Here is a 17,267-nt window from a genome sequence, read left to right on the forward strand (position 1 = left end):
GGGGAACCGCCCCTCAATGCACCGCCTTGATCCCCTCGAGGATCAGCGTCGTCGCCACATCGGCATAGTCGTCGCGGGTGATCCGGCCGCCTTCCCTGAACCACATGTAGACCCAGTTCATCATGCCGAAGAGCGACATGGTGACCGGGGTCAGCAGCGGGCGCTCGGGGTTGTCGAGCTCGGGGTTGATCTCGCGCAGCACGACGGCGAAGCGCTTCACGATCCGCTTTTCGATCGCGAGGATCGCGGCCTTCTCCTCGTCCGAAAGCGCCGAGGTGGCATTGAGCTGCACCTTGTGTTCGTTGTCCGCGCCGCGATAATTCTCGAGCACCGCACCGACGAGCCGGCGCAGCCGCGCCTGCGGCGGCAGGGCGGGCTCCTCGGCGGCCGCGATCGCGGCGTCGAGCTCCTCGAGATGGGTGGTGATGATCGCGAAGATCAGCGCATCCTTGCTGGGGTAATAGTGGTAAAGCAGCGCCTTCGAGACCTGCCCATGCGCCGCGATCTGCGCCATCGAGGCCTTTTCCATGCCCTGTTCCGCAAAGACGGCCGCGGCATGTTCGAGAATGCCGCGCCGCTTGTCTTCGAAATCCGTCGCCCGGGTCCGAGCCATGCCGCTTCCTTCAATCGTCAAGGCCGGGGCCAGCCGGCCCCGGCTTTCATTTCCGGGATTGCCTTAACGGCCCCGGGCGCCTCTGTCACCGCGCCGCGGGGCCGCGCCCCGATCATTCCTTGGGTCTGTTGTCGAGAACCCGCTTCGCCTTGCCTTCCGAGCGCGCGATCGCGTTCGGATCCTTCACCTCGATCTTGGTCGAGATCCCCACCACGCTCTTGATGTGATGGGCCAGTTCCTTCGCCGAGGCGGCGCGCGCGCCGGCATCGACCTGATCGGGGGCGCATTCGACATGCACCGTCATGCTGTCCATCCGGCCCGAGCGGGAAAGCTCGATCTGGAAATGCGGTGCGAGGCCCGCACATTTCAGGATCTGCTCCTCGATCTGGGTCGGGAAGACATTGACGCCGCGCAGGATGATCATGTCGTCCGAGCGGCCGGTGATCTTCTCGATCCGCCGCATCGAGCGCGCGGTGCCCGGTAAAAGCCGCGTCAGATCGCGGGTGCGGTAGCGCACCATCGGCAGGCCTTCCTTGGTGAGCGTGGTGAAGACGAGCTCGCCCACCTGCCCGTCGGGCAGCACTTCGCCGGTCACCGGGTCGATGATCTCGGGATAGAAATGATCTTCCCAGACATGCAGCCCGTCCTTGGTTTCCACGCATTCCTGCGCGACGCCCGGGCCCATCACCTCGGAGAGGCCGTAGATGTCGACCGCCTGCATGTTGAAGGCCTGCTCGATTTCCTCGCGCATCGCGTTGGTCCAGGGTTCGGCGCCGAAGATGCCGATCTCGAGCGAGCTTTCGCGCGGGTCGAGCCCCTGGCGGCGGAACTCGTCGAGGATCGAGAGCACGTAGGAGGGCGTCACCATGATGATGCGCGGCTTGAAATCGTTGATCAGCGTCACCTGCCGCTCGGTCATGCCGCCCGAGATCGGCACGACGGTGCAGCCAAGGCGCTCCGCCCCGTAATGCGCGCCGATGCCGCCGGTGAACAGCCCGTAGCCATAGGCGTTGTGCAGCATGTCGCCGGGCCGCCCGCCCGCCGCGCGGATCGAGCGCGCGATCAGGTTCGCCCAGTGGTCGATGTCGTTCGCGGTATAGCCCACGACGGTCGGCTTGCCGGTGGTGCCCGAGGAGCCGTGGATGCGCACGAGCTTCGTCTGCGGCACGGCGAACATGCCAAACGGGTAGGTGTCGCGCAGATCCTGCTTCGTGGTGAAGGGGAACTTCGCGATGTCGGAGAGCGATTTCAGCTCCTCGGGATGCACGTCATGTTCGATGAAGCGCTTGCGGTAGAAGGGCGAATTCTCGAAAGCGTGCTTCAGCGACCGCTTCATGCGGTGGAATTGCAGCGCTTCGATCTCGTCGCGCGAGGCGGTCTCGATCGGGTCGAGATCCTTGCGGCCAAAGGACAGGTCTTGCATGGTTTCCTCCCTGAACATGCCTCCGGTCACTCCCCGACCGGAATATGTGTGCCCTTGACGGTGCGCGAATGGCCGCGGAATTCGGCCAGTTGCTCACCGTCCTCATTGGTGATGCGAATGTCGTAGATCCCCGAGCGGCCCCGGCGCGACACCTCCCGCGCCTCGGCCGTCAGCCGTTCCCCGATCCTCCCGGGAACAAGATAGGTGATCGAACAGTGTTGCGCCACGGCGCGCTGATTGTGCGCGTTGCAGGCGAAGGCAAAGGCGCTGTCGGCGAGCAGGAAGATATAGCCGCCGTGGCAGGTGCCATGACCGTTCGACATCTCCTGCGTGACCACCATCGAAAGCGTGGCCGTGCCCGGGCCGACATGCTCGAGGCTCATGCCGAGGCGCCGGCTTGCCGCGTCGTCGTTCCACATCGCGGCGGCGGAGGCCTCGGCGATCTCCTGCGGGGTCATTTCGGCAAGCGGTTTCGCGGGCGTGGTCATTTCCCCTGGAACTCCGGCTTGCGCTTTTCAAGGAAGGCGGTGACGCCCTCTGCGTAATCCGCGCTGCGCCCGGCCGCGCGCTGCGCGTCGCGCTCGAGATCGAGCTGCGCGTCGAGCGTCGTCGTGGCCGCCTGCTGGATCAGCCGCTTGGTGAGGCCGAGGCCGAGCGTCGGCCCGGCGGCGAGGCGGGTGGCGAGCGCCGTCGCCTCGGCTGCCAGATCGGCGTCTTCGACCGCGCGCCAGATCAGCCCCCAATCGGCGGCGGTTTCGGCGGGCAGCGGCTCGGCGGTGAGGGCGAGCGCCTTTGCGCGCGGCTCGCCCAGGATGCGGGCAAGCGACCAGCTGCCGCCCGCGTCGGGCACGAGGCCGATCTTCGAGAAGGCCTGGATGAATTTCGCCGATTTCGCGGCGAGAACGATGTCGCAGGCGAGCGCGATATTCGCCCCGGCCCCGGCGGCGACGCCGTTCACCGCGCAGATCACGGGTTTTTCCAGCGCCCGGATCAGCCGCAGCGTCGGGTTGTAGAAGGTTTCCAGCGTCGCGCCGAGATCGGGGGCCGGGCCGCCGCGCCGCGGATCGCGATCGCCGAGATCCTGCCCCGCGCAGAAGCCGCGCCCCGCCCCAGTGAGCAGCACCGCGCGCACCGCGGCATCGTCGCGGGCCCGCTCAAAGCCCGCCCGCAGTGCGAGATGCATCTCCTCGTTGAAGGAATTGAGTTTTTCCGGTCGGTTGAGGGTAAGCGTCAGCACCCCCGCCGACAGCGCGCTCAGCACCGTCTCAATCATCGCAGTCTCCCGTTCCCCGGGCATCCCGGGGCTCCCTGAAAATATCTGTTGCATAAACCGACCGGTCGGTCAATGATAATCTCAAGTTCAGGGAGGAACACCATGACAGAGCTTTTCGACCGTCATCGGCCGATGCTGGAGGCTGCGGCTTCGGCGCTGCGCACGCGCGGCTACTGGACGCCCTTCGCCGAGGTGCCGAGCGGCAAGATCTATGGCGAGCACGCCCGCGAAGAGGGGCTCGCTTCCTATGAATCCCTGTTGAACAAGCCTTTCGAGATTGCCGGCCACCCCGAGACCGCGCGGCTTGGCGCCGAGCTCTCGCCCTTTGGTCCCGCGCTCGGAATTACCTATCCGGCGGCCGCGCCCGGGGCGCTGATCGCGGCGGGCGAAGCTGCGCGCCCGGCGCTCGCCGCGGCCGGGATCGAGGCGCGAATCGGGGTCTGCCTCGAGGCGCTTGCGCGGCTCAACGCGATGAGTTTCCTGATGGCGAATGCGGTGATGCACACCACCGGCCAGGCCTTCGCGATGGCGTTTCAGGCGGGCGGGCCGCATGCGCAGGACCGCGCGCTCGAGGCGGTGGCGATGGCCTGGGCGGAGATGACCCGTTTCGCCGCCGAGGCGCGCTGGGAAAAGCCGCAGGGCAAGGCGGCGCCGATCGTGCTCGAGAAACACTGGCGGGTGGTGCCGGTCGGCGTTTCGCTCGCGATCGGCTGCAACACTTTCCCGACCTGGAACTCCTATTCCGGCATTTTCGCGAGCCTCGCCACCGGCAATCCGGTGATCGTGAAGCCGCATCCCGCCGCGATCCTGCCGCTCGCGCTAACCGTGCGGGTGCTGCGCGCGGTGCTGGTCGAGGCCGGTCTGCCCGCCGACGCGGTGCTCTTGGCCGTCGACGCGCCGGGGGCGGAGATCACCAAGGATCTCGCCACCGATCCGGCGGTGAAGCTGATCGACTACACCGGCTCGGGCGCTTTCGGCGACTGGCTGCGGGCCCACGCGCGGCAGGCGCAGCTTTTCACCGAGGAGACCGGGGTGAACAGCGTGGTGATCGCGGGGAGCGATGATTTCGCCGGGCTCTGCGCCAATCTCGCCTTCTCGCTCGCGCTCTACTCCGGGCAGATGTGCACCGCGCCGCAGAACATCTACGTGCCCGCGGGCGGGATCGAGACGGATCAGGGCCCGAAGAGTTTCGACGAGGTCGCGGCGGGGATCGCCGCGGCGATCGACGCGCTGCTGGCCGATCCCGCGCGCGCCGAGGGCGTGCTGGGGCGCCTTGCCAATCCGGCGACGCGGGCGCGGCTCGATGCCGCGCGCGGGCTTGGCCGGGTGCTACGCGAGAGCAGCGGGGAGGGGCGTCTCGCCTCGCCGCTCCTGCTGGCCGTGGACGGCGAAGATCCGGTGAGCGGCGCGGAATGTTTCGGCCCGATCGCCTTTGTCGTGTCGGTGCCCGATGCCGATGCGGGCATTGCCCGGGCGGCGGATCTGGCGCGCGAGAAGGGCGCGATCACCGCCGCGCTCTGGGACACCGACGAGGCCCGCATCGCGCGCGCGATCGAGGCCTTCATGGCGGCGGGGGTGAACCTGTCGATCAACCTTTCCGGCGCGATTTTCGTCAACCAGTCCGCAGGCTTCAGCGATTTCCACGTGACCGGCGCCAATCCCGCCGGCACCGCCAGCCTGACCGATACGGCCTTTGTCACCCCGCGGTTCCGCCGGGTGATGTGGCGGCGCCCCGCCGCCTGAGTTCCCTGCCTTATTCACCACGCTCTCTGGGAGGAGAAGAGAAGATGAAGAAGACCCTGACGACGACCGTTCCGGCCGCGCTGATCGCGCTTGGCCTCGCCACCGCGGCGAGCGCCGAGATCAAGATCGGCGCCTCGGTTTCCGCGACCGGCCCCGCCGCCTTTCTGGGCGACCCGGAGGCGAAGACGCTCGAGATGATGGTCGAGGAGATCAACGCCAAGGGCGGCGTGAACGGCGAGAAAGTCGAACTCGTGCTTTACGACGACGGCGGCGACGCGAACAAGGCGCGCACCTTCGCCACCCGCCTGATCGAGGATGACGAGGTGCAGGCGATCGTCGGCGGCTCGACCACCGGCACCACGATGGCGATCCTCTCGGTCGCCGAGGATGCCGAAGTGCCCTTCGTCTCGCTCGCCGGCGCGATCGAGATCATCCAGCCGGTGAAGCCCTTCACCTTCAAGACCCCGCACACCGACCGCATGGCCTGCCAGAAGATCTTTGCCGACATGCAGGCGCGCGGCTTCACCAATATTGGCATGATCTCGGGCACCGACGGCTTTGGCGCCTCGATGCAGGCGCAGTGCAAGGATGTCGTGGGCGATTACGGCATCACGGTCGTCGCCGACGAGACCTATGATCCGAAGGACGCCGACATGACGGCGCAGCTGACGAAGATCAAGAACGCGGAGGGCGTGCAGGCGGTGCTGAACCCGGGCTTTGGCCAGGGGCCGGCGATCGTGACGCGCAACTATGCGCAGTTGGGCATCGCGCTGCCGCTTTACCAGTCGCATGGCGTCGCCTCGGACGGGTTCATCAAGCTTGCGGGCGCCGCGGCGGCCGAGGGGGTGCGGCTGCCGGGCACCGCGCTTCTGGTCGCGGATCAGCTGCCCGAGGGCGATGCGCAAAAGCCGGTCGTGACCGAATACAAGGCGGCCTATGAGGCGAAGTTCAACCAGCCGGTGAGCACCTTTGGCGGCTATGCCCATGACGGGCTTGCCCTCGTGCTCGACGCGGTGGCGCGGGCGGGTTCGACCGAGCCCGCGGCGATCCGCGACGCGCTGGAGACGACCTCGGGCCTCGTCGGCGTGACCGGGATCTACACGATGTCGCCCGAGGATCACCTCGGCCTCGATCTGAGCGCGTTCCGCATGCTCGAGGTGAAGGCCGGCGGCTGGACCCTCGTCGACTGACCGCGCGCCGGCCCCGCCCGGGGCCGGCCTCGCCACATCCCTCGGGGGGCACATGTCCGAACTTCTGCAATTTCTGTTTTCGGGGCTGACGGTGGGCGCGGTCTACGCGCTCGTTGCGCTCGGCTTCACCATCATCTTCAACGCCTCGGGCGTGGTGAATTTCGCGCAGGGCGAATTCGTCATGCTCGGCGGCATGACCACCGTCTTCGCCCATACGGCGGGGCTGCCCTTGCCGCTTGCCGCGCTGATCGCGATCGCCGCCACCGCGGTGATTGGCGTCGCGCTGAACCGGCTCGCGATCGAGCCCGCCCGCGGCGCGCCGGTCGTCTCGCTCATCATCATCACGATCGGCGCCTCGATCTTCGTGCGCGGCGCGGCGCAGCTTGTCTTCGACAAGCAGATCCACAGCTTCCCGGCGTTTTCGGGCGATGCGCCGATCCATGTGATGGGCGCGACGATCCTGAGCCAGAGCCTCTGGGTGATCGGCGGCGCCGTGGCGGTCTTTGCGGCGCTGTGGCTTTTCTTCACCCGCACGCTGCTGGGCCGCGCGGTGCTCGCCACCTCGAACAACCGCCTTGCCGCGCAGCTCGTCGGCATCGACACGAAATTCGTGATGACGCTCTCCTTCGCGCTTTCGGCGGCGATCGGGGCCTTTGGCGGGGTGCTCGTCACGCCGATCACGCTCACCTCCTATGACGTCGGCCTCGGCCTTGCGCTGAAGGGCTTTGCCGCGGCGATGCTCGGCGGCATGGGCAATCCGAAGGGCGCCTTCGCGGGCGGGCTGCTGCTGGGCCTGATCGAGGCGCTGACGGCGGGGTATCTGTCCTCGCAATACAAGGACGCCGCCGCCTTCGTCATCATCCTCGCGGTGCTGTTCTTCATGCCGCAGGGCCTCTTCGGCCGGCAATCGACGGAGCGGGTGTGACATGCGGATCTCGACCAAATACGCGACGCTGCTGTTCCTCGCCGCGCTGATCGCGCTCACCCCCTTCTTCTTCCCCTCGGGCTATTATTTCCGCGTGGGCTCGATGCTTTTCGTCAACGGGCTTGCGGTGACCGGGATCGTGATCCTGACCGGCTATGCCGGGCAGATCAGCCTTGGTCATGCGGGTTTCGCCGGGATCGGCGGCTATGCCTGCGCGCTCGCCCCGGTGCATTGGGGCCTGCCGCCGGCGCTTGCCATCGTGCTCGGCGCCGCGGTCTCGGGCGTGCTCGCCTTTCTCGTCGGGCGCCCGATCCTGCGGCTCAAGGGCTATTACCTCGGCGTCGCCTCGCTCGGCTTTGGCATCCTCGTCTCGATGGTGCTCAACAACGAGCGCGCGCTGACCCGCGGCCCGGACGGGATCGAGGTGCCTGACCTCGGGCTGCGCGGGTTGCTCAAGGACTGGGGGCTGAGCCTCACGAATGGCGAGTTCTGGTATGCGCTGACCGGGATCTGCCTGCTGATCGGCGCCTGGATCGCGCTCAACCTGCATTCGAGCCCGACCGGACGCGCCCTGCGCGCGCTGCACGGCTCCGAAGTCGCCGCCGGCACCGTCGGCATCGACGTCGCGCGGGTGAAGCTGCAGGCCTTCGTGATCTCGGCGATCTACGCCTCGGTTGCGGGCTCGCTGATGGCGCTGCAGAACAAGTTCGTCACCCCCGACATCGCGGGCTTCCTGCATTCAGTCGAGATGGTGACGATGGCGGTTCTGGGCGGTGTCGCCTCGGTGCCGGGCGCGATTCTGGGCGCCGGTGTGCTGACGCTGCTTCCGCAGGTGCTCACCGTGTTTTCCGATTACGAACAGCTGATCCTCGGCGCGGTGATGATGGCGGTGATGATCTTTTTGCCCGAGGGTCTCGTGCCCTCGATCCTGCGCCGCATCCGGGGGAGGGACGAATGAGCCTCTTGCAGATCGAGGGCCTCGGCATCGCCTTTGGCGGGCTGCGCGCGGTCCATGACGTGAGTTTTCAGGTCGGCCCGGGCGAGATCGTCTCGGTGATCGGGCCGAATGGCGCGGGCAAGACCACGCTTTTCAACATGATCTCGGGCGTCTACCGGCCCGGATCGGGGCGGGTGCTGCTGAGCGGCGCCGAGGTGACGGGGATGGAACCCTTCCGCCTGGCACAGCGCGGCATGTCGCGCACTTTCCAGAACCTTCAGATCTTCCAGAACATGAGCGTGCTGGAAAACGCCGTCACCGGGTTTCACCTGCGCGAGCGCGGCTCGGTTCTGGCCGATCTGCTCAGCCTGCCGGGATCGCGCCGCCGGGCGCGGGCGGCGGAGGAGCGGGCGCGGGCGCTTCTGGCCCGGGTCGGGCTTGACCGCGCCGCCGACCGGGAGGCCGCGAGCCTTTCCTACGGCTCGCTCAAGCGGCTCGAGATCGCCCGCGCGCTCGCGATGGAGCCGAAGGTGCTGCTCCTCGACGAACCCGCCGCCGGCTGCAACGCGGTCGAGACCGAGGAGATCGACCATCTGATCGCCGAGGTCGCGGCTTCGGGCGTCGCCATCCTGCTCGTCGAGCACGACATGAAGATGGTGATGCGGATTTCCAACCATATCGTCGTGCTCGACCACGGCGAGAAGATCGCCGAGGGCGCGCCGGCCGAGGTCAGCCGCAACCCCGAGGTGATCGCTGCCTATCTGGGAACGGAGGCCGGCCATGCTGACGGTTGAGGGGCTGCGCACACGTTACGGGCGCATCGAGGTGCTGCACGGGATCGACCTCACGGTCGAGAGCGGCGAGATCGTCACCGTGGTCGGCGCGAATGGCGCGGGCAAGACGACGCTGCTGCGCTGTCTGTCCGGCGTGCAGCCGGTCACGGCGGGCGCGATCACCTTCCGCGGCGAGCCGCTGACGGTGGTGCCCGCGCATCGCCGCCTTGCCCGCGGGCTCGCGCAATCGCCCGAGGGGCGGCAGATCTTCACCAATCTCACGGTGGAGGAGAACCTGCGCCTCGGTGCCTTCCTGTTCAGCGACGACCGCGTCGAAAAGGACATGGAGACCGCCTTCCAGATGTTCCCGATCCTGCGCGAGAAGCGCAATCTGGCCGCGGGCGGGCTTTCGGGCGGCCAGCAGCAGATGCTCGCGATGACGCGGGCGCTGATGGGGCGGCCCTCGTGCCTGCTGCTCGACGAGCCCTCGATGGGGCTCGCGCCGATCGTGGTGAGCCAGATCTTCGAGGTGGTGCAGGGGCTCAAGGCGCTTGGCGTCACCGTGCTCCTGGTGGAACAGAATGCGTTCGGCGCGCTGAAGATCGCCGATCGCGGCTATGTCATGGAAACCGGCCAGATCACGATGCAGGGGGCGGCGGCGGAGCTGATCGCCGATCCGCGCATCCGTGAGGCCTATCTGGGGATCTGAAATGCTCGATACCGCAAACCCGGTCGTCACCATCACCCGCGCGGGGGGCATCGCCCGCGTCACCGTCGACAACCCGCCGGTGAACGCGCTGAGCCAGGCACTGCGCCAGGGGCTCTGGGATGCCGTGGCCCGGCTCGACGCCGATCCGGAGGTCTCGGCGGTGGTGCTGATCTGCGCCGGGCGCACCTTCATCGCGGGGGCCGACGTCTCCGAATTCGGCAAGCCGCCGATGGCGCCGCATCTGCCCGATCTCGTGGCGCGGATCGAGGCGGCGCAAAAGCCGTGGATCGCGGCGATCCACGGCTCCGCGCTTGGCGGCGGCTTCGAGGTGGCGATGGGGTGCCGGTTCCGCGTGGCCGCGCCCGAGGCCTCGGTCGGCCTGCCCGAGGTCACGCTTGGCATCGTGCCGGGGGCGGGTGGCACCGTGCGCCTGCCGCGACTGGCGGGGGTCGCGCTCGCCGTCGATCTGGTGACCTCGGGCCGGCCGATGCGCGCGGCGCAGGCGCTGGCCGAGGGGCTGATCGACGCGGTGATCCCGGGCGATCTGGGCGAGGGGGCGACGGGTTTCGCCCGCGCCGCGCTCACGCGGCCCTTGCCCGCGCCGGTCTCCGCCCGGCCGGTGACGCCGCCCCCCGCCGGGTTCTGGGAGGCGCGCGCGGCGGCGGTGGCGAAGGCCGCGAAGGGCGCCACCGCGCCCGGGCGCGCGCTTGCCTGTCTGCGCCGCGCGGCGGAGGCGCCTTTCGCCGAGGCGATGGCCTTCGAGCGCGAGACCTTCCTCGCGCTGCGCGCAACCGAGGAGGCCGCCGCGCTGCGCCATGTCTTCTTTGCCGAACGCGCCGCGCCGCGCCCGGCCGCGCTGCGCGGCATCGAGGCGCTGCCGCTGCGCTCGGCCGCGGTGATCGGCGGCGGCACGATGGGCGCGGGGATCGTCGCCGCGCTGCGCGAGGCCGGCCTGCCGGTGACGCTTGTCGAGCGCGATGCCGAGGCGCTCGCCCGCGGGCGCGCCAATGTCGCCGCGATCTTCGCGGGCGGGGTGATGCGCGGCAAGCGCACCGCGGCGCAGGCCGAGGCGCTGGAGGCCGGGGTGATCGGCGCGACCGATTACGCTGCGCTCGCCGATGTCGATCTGGTGATCGAGGCGGTCTTCGAGGAAATCGGCGTGAAGCGCGCGGTTTTCGCGGCGCTCGCGCAGGCCTGCCGTGCCGATGCGCTGCTCGCCACGAACACCTCCTATCTCGATCCGCGCGCGATCGCCGAGGGCCTGCCGAACCCCGGGCGCTTCCTCGGGCTGCATTTCTTCAGCCCGGCCAATGTGATGAAACTCCTTGAGATTGTTCCCGTTCCGGAAACGACGGAAGCGACACTCGCCACGGGTTTCGCGCTGGCGCAGCGGCTGCGGAAGATCCCGGTGCAGGCCGGGATCTGCGAGGGGTTCATCGGCAACCGGATCCTGAAACGCTATCGCGCGGCGGCCGAGGATCTCGTGCGCCGAGGCGTCGCGATCGCGGAAATCGACGCGGCGATGCGCGGCTATGGTTTCGCGATGGGGCCCTTCGAGGCGCAGGATCTCGGCGGGCTCGACATCGCCTTCTTGCAGCGCGAGGGGGCGCGGGCGGCGGGTCAAATCGTGCCCGAAACGCTTGGTGACATCCTCGTGCGCGCCGGGCGCAAGGGGCAGAAGACCGGCGGCGGCTGGTATGACTACGCCCCGGGCGATCGCCGCGCGCGGCCCTCGGCGGCGGTGACGGAACTGCTCGCGGCGCAGGTCGTGCCGGGCGCGGCGATGGGGGCGGAGGCGATCGCCGCCGCACTTGTCGGCGAGATGGCCGCCGAGGGGCAGGCGATCCTCGCCGAGGGGATCGCGCGGCGCCCCGAGGAGATCGACCTCGTCGAGATCCACGGCTACGGCTTTCCGCGCTGGCGCGGCGGGCCGATGTTCGCGACCCGCGTGCGGGGCTGAGCGGGCCCGAGGCGATCGGGGCGGCCGCGCTTTCCGTTGCGCGCGCCGCCCCGCACCGCTAGACCCGGGCGAAAGGAGCTCCGATGACCCCTGCCGCCCGCCTTTCCGCCGCGATCGCGATCCTCGATGCCACGCTTTCCGGCGAACCGGCGGAGCGTGCGCTGACGAACTGGGGCCGGGCGAGCCGCTTTGCCGGTTCGGGCGATCGCGCCGCGGTGCGCGACCATGTCTTCGACGCGCTGCGCTGTCGCGGCAGCTATGCCGCGCTTGGTGGCTCGCTGAGCGGGCGCGGGCTGATCCTCGGCCTCGCGCGCGCGCAGGATCTGCCGATCGCGACGCTGTTCACCGGCGAGGGCCATGCCCCCGCGCCCCTCGATGCGGCGGAGGAAGCGGCGCTCGCCGCCCCGGCACCCGAGGCCGCGGCGCTTGCCCGGCTCGACTGGCCCGACTGGCTGCGCCCCGCGCTCGAGGCCGATCTCGGCGCGGCGTTCGACACGATTTCGGCCCTGATGCGGGCGCGCGCGCCGGTCTTCCTGCGCGTCAACCTCGCCCGCACCGACCGCGCAGCCGCGCAGCGGGAGCTTGCCGCCGAGGGGATCGAAAGCGCGCCGCATCCGCTTGCCGAAAGCGCGCTCGAGGTTATCGCGGGGGCGCGCCGGATCCAGGCCTCGGCCGCCTATCGCGAGGGGCGCGTCGAGCTGCAGGATGCCGCCTCCCAAGCGATGATCGCGGCCGTGCCCGAGGCGCCCGGGCTGCGCGCGCTCGACTATTGCGCGGGCGGCGGCGGCAAGGCGCTGGCGCTTGCCGCGCGGATGCCCGACGCGCGGATCGTGGCGCATGACATCGACCCCGGGCGGATGCGCGATCTGCCCGCGCGCGCCACCCGCGCCGGCGCCACGATCGCCCTTGCGCGGCCCGGCGCGATCACCGGAGGCTTCGATCTGGTGCTGGTCGACGCGCCCTGTTCGGGCTCCGGCACCTGGCGCCGCACGCCCGAGGCGAAATGGCGCCTCACCCCGCAGCGGCTCTCCGATCTCGTTGATCTGCAAGCGGAAATCCTGACGCAGGCGGCGCGCCACGTGGCCCCCGGCGGAGCGCTGCTCTACATGACCTGTTCGCTGCTCGCGCGCGAGAATGCGGCGCAGGTCGCGCGTTTCGCCGCCGCCGAGGGCTGGCAGGTGACGCAGGCGCGCCAGCTGACGCCCTGCGACGGCGGGGATGGCTTTTTCGGCGCACTGCTCACGCGCGAAGGGCGCTGAGGCCGATTCAGCTTTTGGTTGAGAGGGAATTTTTGTTAATCGGGATTTAAGGCTTTTGCCGCCGAATGGAGACGTTGATTCTGAAGAGGACCGAGGACGTGGCCCATCCCGACCAGCCGCTCCAGCCGCTGGGCCGCACGGCGGCCCTGCTTGCGCCGGGCGCCGTCTATCTGCTGGCACTTGCCGGTGTGACCGGGGTCATCGGTTTCTTCATGCGCGATCGCGTGGCGATGATGCTCCTGCTTTCGATCGCGGGAAGTTTCCTCGTGCTGGCCGTGGTCGCCCGTTTCGCGGCGCATCGCCAGCGGGTCGAGCGCTCGCGCGATGCCGAACAGATCGGCCGCTTCATCGCGCATGACGCCTCGCCCTCCTTCACCACCGATCTCGACGGCGAGATCTGCTATCAGAACCGCGCCGCGGTCGAACGGTTCGGCTCGCGCGGGGGGCAGACGCTGGCGCGCGCGCTCTCCGAACTCTTCGCGAGCCCCGGGTCGGTGCTCAACCGGCTGCAGTCGAAGGCGGCCTCGCTCGGCGCCGCGCGCGAGGATCTGATCACCCGGCGCGGCCATGTGCGGCTTTCGGTGCATCAGGTCGGCTCCGGCGAATTTCTCTGGCGTCTCGAGGACATGGCCGAGCGGCCGATGGGCGGGCGCGGGGCGGAGACGATCAGCCTGCCGATGCTGACCGTGTCGCGCTCGGGCGCGGTGCTGTTCATGAACGAGGCGCTGCGCCGCCTGGTCGGGGAACGGGTGCGCACTCTCGACCGCATCTTCTCCGAACTGCCGCTGCGCTCGGGCGAGGAGCATGAGATCGCCACGCCGGACGGGCCGCTGCGCTGCATCGTCGCCGAGATCGAGGGGCAGGGCGGGCGGAACGAGATCTATCTCCTGCCGGTCTTGCCGGGGCGCGGCGAGAGTCACGATCCCGCCTCCTTCGAATCCCTGCCCGTCGCGCTGATGCGGCTTGCCGGGGACGGGCGGGTGCTGGCGGTGAACCGCGCAGCGCGCGGGCTGCTTGGCCAGATCCAGCCCGAGACGCGGATCGCCGATCTCTTCGAGGGGCTGGGGCGCCCGGTGAACGACTGGGTCGCCGATGCGCTGGCCGGCCGGACCGAGCGGCGCCCCGAGGTGCTGCGCGCGCGGCGCGGCGATCGTGAGGTTTTTCTGCAGGTCACGCTCAGCCGCGTGGTCGAGGAGGGGCGCACCGGCCTCGTCGCGGTGCTCTCCGACGCGACCCAGCTGAAGACGCTCGAGGCGCAATTCGTGCAGAGCCAGAAGATGCAGGCGATCGGCCAGCTCGCCGGTGGCGTGGCGCATGATTTCAACAACCTGCTGACCGCGATCTCGGGCCATTGCGACCTGCTGATGCTGCGCCACGACAAGGGCGATCCGGATTATGCCGATCTCGACCAGATCAGCCAGAACGCGAACCGCGCCGCCTCGCTCGTCGGGCAATTGCTGGCCTTCTCGCGCAAGCAGACGCTGAAGCCGCGGGTGATCGACCTGCGCGACACGCTCTCCGATCTGACCCATCTTCTCAACCGTCTGGTGGGGGAGAAGGTGGTGCTGACGCTCAGCCATGCCCCCGATCTCTCGCCGATCCGGGCCGACAAGCGGCAGCTCGAGCAGGTGATCATGAACCTCGTGGTGAACGCGCGCGACGCGATGCCGGGCGGCGGCGAGATCCGGATCGAGACGGAGAACCTGCGCCTGACCGAGGAGATGAAACGCGACCGCGTCTCGGTGCCGAAGGGGGATTACGTCGTCGTCAAGGTCACCGACGAGGGCACCGGGATCGCGCCGGACAAGCTCAACAAGATCTTCGAGCCCTTCTACACGACGAAGCGCACGGGCGAGGGGACGGGGCTCGGCCTCTCCACCGCCTATGGCATCATCAAGCAGACCGGCGGCTATATCTTCTGTGACTCGGTCGTCGGCTCCGGCACCTGTTTCACCATCTTCCTGCCCGCGCACGACCGGCCGAGCGAGCCGGAGAACGAGCCGGAATCGCTGCCGCCGGTGGAAATGTCCGACGATCCCGCGAGCGCGACGGTGCTGCTCGTCGAGGATGAGGCGCCGGTGCGCGCCTTCGCCTCGCGCGCGCTCAAGCTGCGCGGCTATACCGTGTTCGAGGCCGAGAACGCCGAGGAGGCGCTGCGCATCCTCGAGGACGAGAGCCTGCATTTCGATGTCTTCGTCACCGATGTGATCATGCCGGGCATCGACGGGCCGACCTGGGTCGCCGAGGCGCTCAAGCGCCGGCCCGACACCGCGGTGGTCTTCGTTTCGGGCTATGCGGAGGACGTGTTCCGCGAGGGGCGCGCGCCGCAACCGAATTCGGTTTTCCTGCCGAAACCCTTCTCGCTGAGCGAGCTGACGGCGACCGTGCAGAACCAGATCGGTCGGCGCAGCTGAGATTTCCGAGTTGCGGGAGTTCCGCGGGGAAACGGCCTGATGCGGCTGGCATCGCGGGGGCGCGCCCCTTGGGTGACGGCGCGCGAAAAAGGGCCGTGCGCCGCGGTCAGTCGAGGCTGTCGTAAAGCGCGAAATCGCGGGCCATGGCCCTGTGCAGCTCGGCTCTGGTTTCCGGGGAAAGCTTCACGTCGGCGGCGGGGGGCACGTTCACCCGCGGCAGGGTGATCGCGCAATCGAGCCGGTCCTCGAGAAAATGTACGAAGGCTTCGATTTCCTCATACCGGAAGATTCGATCGACGCCCGGGGCGCCGGTTTCGTCGCAGAGAATCGCCGACTGGCTGCCGATCTCGGCATGGGGCGGGCGTTCGGGCGCCATGTAGTCGCGCGCGAACTGCTCGAAACTGCGCCCCTTCATCGGGTGATCCGGGGTCTCGAAATCGTCGCGGTTGCGAAAACGGAACCAGGAGCGCAGCCAGCCGATCGGTTCGCGCATCAGCGCGACGGTGGTGAAGGGGCTGCCGGCCTGGGCCTCGAGAAAGGGCGCAAGATGAAGGCGATAATCCTTTGCGCTCATATGCTTGAGGGGGGCCGGGCGTTGCATCGCCACGGCGGCGAGGGGTTCGAGCGCGGCCTCGACCGCAGAGGAGCCGGCCTTCGGCGTCGCCAGAAAGACCAGTCGCTGTTCCCAGAAAATAAGCATCCCGCCCCCGTCGTTTGGCATTTCTTAGCGCCGATGCCGGAGGCGGTAAACATTCTTTAACCTTAACGTTCCAGTCTCGTTCCTAGAATTTTATTGCAATGTTCTCTAATTGTGCTCATATCGAGAGAACAAGAGGGGAACGGTTGCGGGGCGCCCGATCATTGCTGCGGGGCGGCGGCTGTGGAATAAGGAAGCGACAGATGGCAACGGCAGGCCTTTTCGAGATGAGTGACAAAAGCAAGGCGGACAAGCAGAAGGCGCTGGAATCGGCGCTGGCGCAGATCGAACGGCAATTCGGCAAGGGCTCGATCATGAAGCTCGGGTCGGAAAACCCGGCGATGGAGATCGAGGCGACCTCGACCGGTTCGCTCGGCCTCGACATCGCGCTCGGCATCGGCGGTCTGCCGAAGGGGCGCATCATCGAGATCTACGGGCCGGAAAGCTCGGGCAAGACCACGCTCACGCTGCATTGCATCGCCGAGGAGCAGAAGAAGGGCGGCGTCTGCGCCTTCGTCGACGCGGAACATGCGCTCGACCCGCTCTATGCGAAGAAACTCGGCGTTAACCTTGACGAACTCCTGATTTCGCAGCCCGACACCGGCGAGCAGGCGCTCGAGATCGTCGACACGCTGGTGCGGTCCGGCGCGGTGAGCATGGTGGTGGTCGACTCGGTCGCGGCGCTGACGCCGAAGGCCGAGATCGAGGGCGACATGGGCGATGCCACGGTCGGCGCACAGGCGCGGCTGATGAGCCAGGCGATGCGCAAGCTCACCGCCTCGATCGGGCGCTCGAACTGCATGGTGATCTTCATCAACCAGATCCGCATGAAGATCGGCGTGATGTTCGGCAGCCCGGAAACCACCTCGGGCGGCAACGCGCTGAAATTCTACGCCTCGGTGCGGCTCGACATTCGCCGCGTCGGCTCGATCAAGGATCGCGACGAGGTCACCGGCAACCAGACCCGGGTGAAGGTGGTGAAGAACAAGGTCGCGCCGCCGTTCCGCCAGGTCGAATTCGACATCATGTATGGCGAGGGCATCTCCAAGGTCGGCGAGCTGATCGACCTTGGCGTGAAGGCCGGCGTCGTCGACAAGTCGGGCGCCTGGTATTCCTATGGCGACGAGCGCATCGGTCAGGGCCGTGAGAACGCCAAGCAGTTCCTGCGCGACCATCCCGACATGGCCTATGAGATCGAGGACAAGATCCGCGCGAGCCACGGGCTCGATTTCGGGATCGGTCCCGAGGACGACACTCTCACCGAGGAGTGAGGCGCCAGAACGGCGCCGCCGGGGGCGGAGAATCCGCCCCTTCCGGAAGCGGCAGGCCGGGAAAATCCCGGCCCCGTCGT

Annotated in this window: 15 protein-coding genes; 10 read left to right on the forward strand and 5 right to left on the reverse strand. The window is 68.5% G+C overall.

Going from position 1 to position 17,267, the window contains the following annotated elements; all coding sequences use genetic code 11:
• Positions 1 to 13 precede the first annotated feature (13 nt).
• The 4 genes from AB7U46_RS07415 to paaG form a co-directional block, all read right to left on the reverse strand.
• Positions 14 to 613, reverse strand: coding sequence for a TetR/AcrR family transcriptional regulator (locus AB7U46_RS07415; RefSeq protein WP_428336315.1), 600 nt, complete (start codon positions 611 to 613; stop codon positions 14 to 16).
• A 112-nt stretch (positions 614 to 725) separates the two neighbouring features.
• Positions 726 to 2,036: a phenylacetate--CoA ligase PaaK gene (paaK, locus tag AB7U46_RS07420; protein ID WP_428336316.1), complete on the reverse strand. Its 1,311-nt coding sequence runs from the start codon at positions 2,034 to 2,036 to the stop codon at positions 726 to 728.
• A gap of 26 nt (positions 2,037 to 2,062) precedes the next feature.
• The gene (paaI, locus tag AB7U46_RS07425; protein ID WP_428336355.1) at positions 2,063 to 2,494 is read right to left on the reverse strand and encodes a hydroxyphenylacetyl-CoA thioesterase PaaI; all 432 of its coding nucleotides are present in this window, start codon (positions 2,492 to 2,494) and stop codon (positions 2,063 to 2,065) included.
• Between the two features lie 26 nt (positions 2,495 to 2,520).
• The gene (paaG, locus tag AB7U46_RS07430; protein ID WP_428336317.1) at positions 2,521 to 3,309 is read right to left on the reverse strand and encodes a 2-(1,2-epoxy-1,2-dihydrophenyl)acetyl-CoA isomerase PaaG; all 789 of its coding nucleotides are present in this window, start codon (positions 3,307 to 3,309) and stop codon (positions 2,521 to 2,523) included.
• 102 nt (positions 3,310 to 3,411) lie between these two features.
• Here paaG and paaN point away from each other — a divergent pair, with 102 nt between their 5' ends.
• From paaN to AB7U46_RS07475, 9 genes are all read left to right on the forward strand, one after another.
• On the forward strand, positions 3,412 to 5,052 hold the full coding sequence (paaN, locus tag AB7U46_RS07435) for a phenylacetic acid degradation protein PaaN (protein ID WP_428336318.1): 1,641 nt from the start codon (positions 3,412 to 3,414) through the stop codon (positions 5,050 to 5,052).
• 44 nt (positions 5,053 to 5,096) lie between these two features.
• Complete coding sequence (locus AB7U46_RS07440; protein ID WP_428336319.1) at positions 5,097 to 6,242, forward strand: ABC transporter substrate-binding protein; 1,146 nt, start codon at positions 5,097 to 5,099, stop codon at positions 6,240 to 6,242.
• A gap of 52 nt (positions 6,243 to 6,294) precedes the next feature.
• On the forward strand, positions 6,295 to 7,167 hold the full coding sequence (locus AB7U46_RS07445) for a branched-chain amino acid ABC transporter permease (protein WP_428336320.1): 873 nt from the start codon (positions 6,295 to 6,297) through the stop codon (positions 7,165 to 7,167).
• Position 7,168: 1 nt separating this feature from the next.
• Entirely contained in the window at positions 7,169 to 8,125 is a 957-nt protein-coding gene (locus AB7U46_RS07450; RefSeq protein ID WP_428336321.1) for a branched-chain amino acid ABC transporter permease, read from the forward strand.
• Positions 8,122 to 8,898 (forward strand): ABC transporter ATP-binding protein, encoded by a 777-nt coding sequence (locus AB7U46_RS07455; protein ID WP_428336322.1) that lies wholly within the window; start codon positions 8,122 to 8,124, stop codon positions 8,896 to 8,898. The genes AB7U46_RS07450 and AB7U46_RS07455 overlap by 4 nt, the downstream gene beginning before the upstream one ends.
• Positions 8,885 to 9,586 (forward strand): ABC transporter ATP-binding protein, encoded by a 702-nt coding sequence (locus AB7U46_RS07460; RefSeq protein ID WP_428336323.1) that lies wholly within the window; start codon positions 8,885 to 8,887, stop codon positions 9,584 to 9,586. Before AB7U46_RS07455 ends, AB7U46_RS07460 begins: the two co-directional genes overlap by 14 nt.
• A gap of 1 nt (position 9,587) precedes the next feature.
• Positions 9,588 to 11,546 carry a 3-hydroxyacyl-CoA dehydrogenase NAD-binding domain-containing protein gene (locus tag AB7U46_RS07465; RefSeq protein ID WP_428336324.1) on the forward strand — a complete coding sequence of 653 codons (1,959 nt, stop codon included), beginning with the start codon at positions 9,588 to 9,590 and terminating at the stop codon, positions 11,544 to 11,546.
• An 83-nt stretch (positions 11,547 to 11,629) separates the two neighbouring features.
• Complete coding sequence (locus AB7U46_RS07470; protein ID WP_428336325.1) at positions 11,630 to 12,805, forward strand: RsmB/NOP family class I SAM-dependent RNA methyltransferase; 1,176 nt, start codon at positions 11,630 to 11,632, stop codon at positions 12,803 to 12,805.
• A gap of 212 nt (positions 12,806 to 13,017) precedes the next feature.
• Positions 13,018 to 15,219: an ATP-binding protein gene (locus tag AB7U46_RS07475; RefSeq protein WP_428336356.1), complete on the forward strand. Its 2,202-nt coding sequence runs from the start codon at positions 13,018 to 13,020 to the stop codon at positions 15,217 to 15,219.
• A 106-nt stretch (positions 15,220 to 15,325) separates the two neighbouring features.
• On the opposite strand, the gene AB7U46_RS07480 is transcribed toward AB7U46_RS07475, so the two are convergent.
• Positions 15,326 to 15,919 (reverse strand): hypothetical protein, encoded by a 594-nt coding sequence (locus tag AB7U46_RS07480; protein WP_428336326.1) that lies wholly within the window; start codon positions 15,917 to 15,919, stop codon positions 15,326 to 15,328.
• 200 nt (positions 15,920 to 16,119) lie between these two features.
• On the opposite strand from AB7U46_RS07480, the gene recA reads away from it, so the two are divergent.
• The gene (gene recA / locus AB7U46_RS07485) at positions 16,120 to 17,187 is read left to right on the forward strand and encodes a recombinase RecA (RefSeq protein WP_428336327.1); all 1,068 of its coding nucleotides are present in this window, start codon (positions 16,120 to 16,122) and stop codon (positions 17,185 to 17,187) included.
• Positions 17,188 to 17,267 lie beyond the last annotated feature (80 nt).

Origin of the sequence: Paenirhodobacter sp. (genome assembly GCF_050177655.1) — a bacterium.
GTDB lineage: Bacteria > Pseudomonadota > Alphaproteobacteria > Rhodobacterales > Rhodobacteraceae > Rhodobacter.

What these genes read in the sequence shown, in the direction of transcription:
- AB7U46_RS07415 (WP_428336315.1), bottom strand. Translation starts at nt 613, where the DNA reads ATGGCTCGGACCCGGGCGACGGATTTCGAAGACAAGCGGCGCGGCATT.
- paaK (WP_428336316.1), bottom strand. Translation starts at nt 2,036, where the DNA reads ATGCAAGACCTGTCCTTTGGCCGCAAGGATCTCGACCCGATCGAGACC.
- paaI (WP_428336355.1), bottom strand. Translation starts at nt 2,494, where the DNA reads ATGACCCCGCAGGAGATCGCCGAGGCCTCCGCCGCCGCGATGTGGAAC.
- paaG (WP_428336317.1), bottom strand. Translation starts at nt 3,309, where the DNA reads ATGATTGAGACGGTGCTGAGCGCGCTGTCGGCGGGGGTGCTGACGCTT.
- paaN (WP_428336318.1), top strand. Translation starts at nt 3,412, where the DNA reads ATGACAGAGCTTTTCGACCGTCATCGGCCGATGCTGGAGGCTGCGGCT.
- AB7U46_RS07440 (WP_428336319.1), top strand. Translation starts at nt 5,097, where the DNA reads ATGAAGAAGACCCTGACGACGACCGTTCCGGCCGCGCTGATCGCGCTT.
- AB7U46_RS07445 (WP_428336320.1), top strand. Translation starts at nt 6,295, where the DNA reads ATGTCCGAACTTCTGCAATTTCTGTTTTCGGGGCTGACGGTGGGCGCG.
- AB7U46_RS07450 (WP_428336321.1), top strand. Translation starts at nt 7,169, where the DNA reads ATGCGGATCTCGACCAAATACGCGACGCTGCTGTTCCTCGCCGCGCTG.
- AB7U46_RS07455 (WP_428336322.1), top strand. Translation starts at nt 8,122, where the DNA reads ATGAGCCTCTTGCAGATCGAGGGCCTCGGCATCGCCTTTGGCGGGCTG.
- AB7U46_RS07460 (WP_428336323.1), top strand. Translation starts at nt 8,885, where the DNA reads ATGCTGACGGTTGAGGGGCTGCGCACACGTTACGGGCGCATCGAGGTG.
- AB7U46_RS07465 (WP_428336324.1), top strand. Translation starts at nt 9,588, where the DNA reads ATGCTCGATACCGCAAACCCGGTCGTCACCATCACCCGCGCGGGGGGC.
- AB7U46_RS07470 (WP_428336325.1), top strand. Translation starts at nt 11,630, where the DNA reads ATGACCCCTGCCGCCCGCCTTTCCGCCGCGATCGCGATCCTCGATGCC.
- AB7U46_RS07475 (WP_428336356.1), top strand. Translation starts at nt 13,018, where the DNA reads ATGCGCGATCGCGTGGCGATGATGCTCCTGCTTTCGATCGCGGGAAGT.
- AB7U46_RS07480 (WP_428336326.1), bottom strand. Translation starts at nt 15,919, where the DNA reads ATGCTTATTTTCTGGGAACAGCGACTGGTCTTTCTGGCGACGCCGAAG.
- recA (WP_428336327.1), top strand. Translation starts at nt 16,120, where the DNA reads ATGGCAACGGCAGGCCTTTTCGAGATGAGTGACAAAAGCAAGGCGGAC.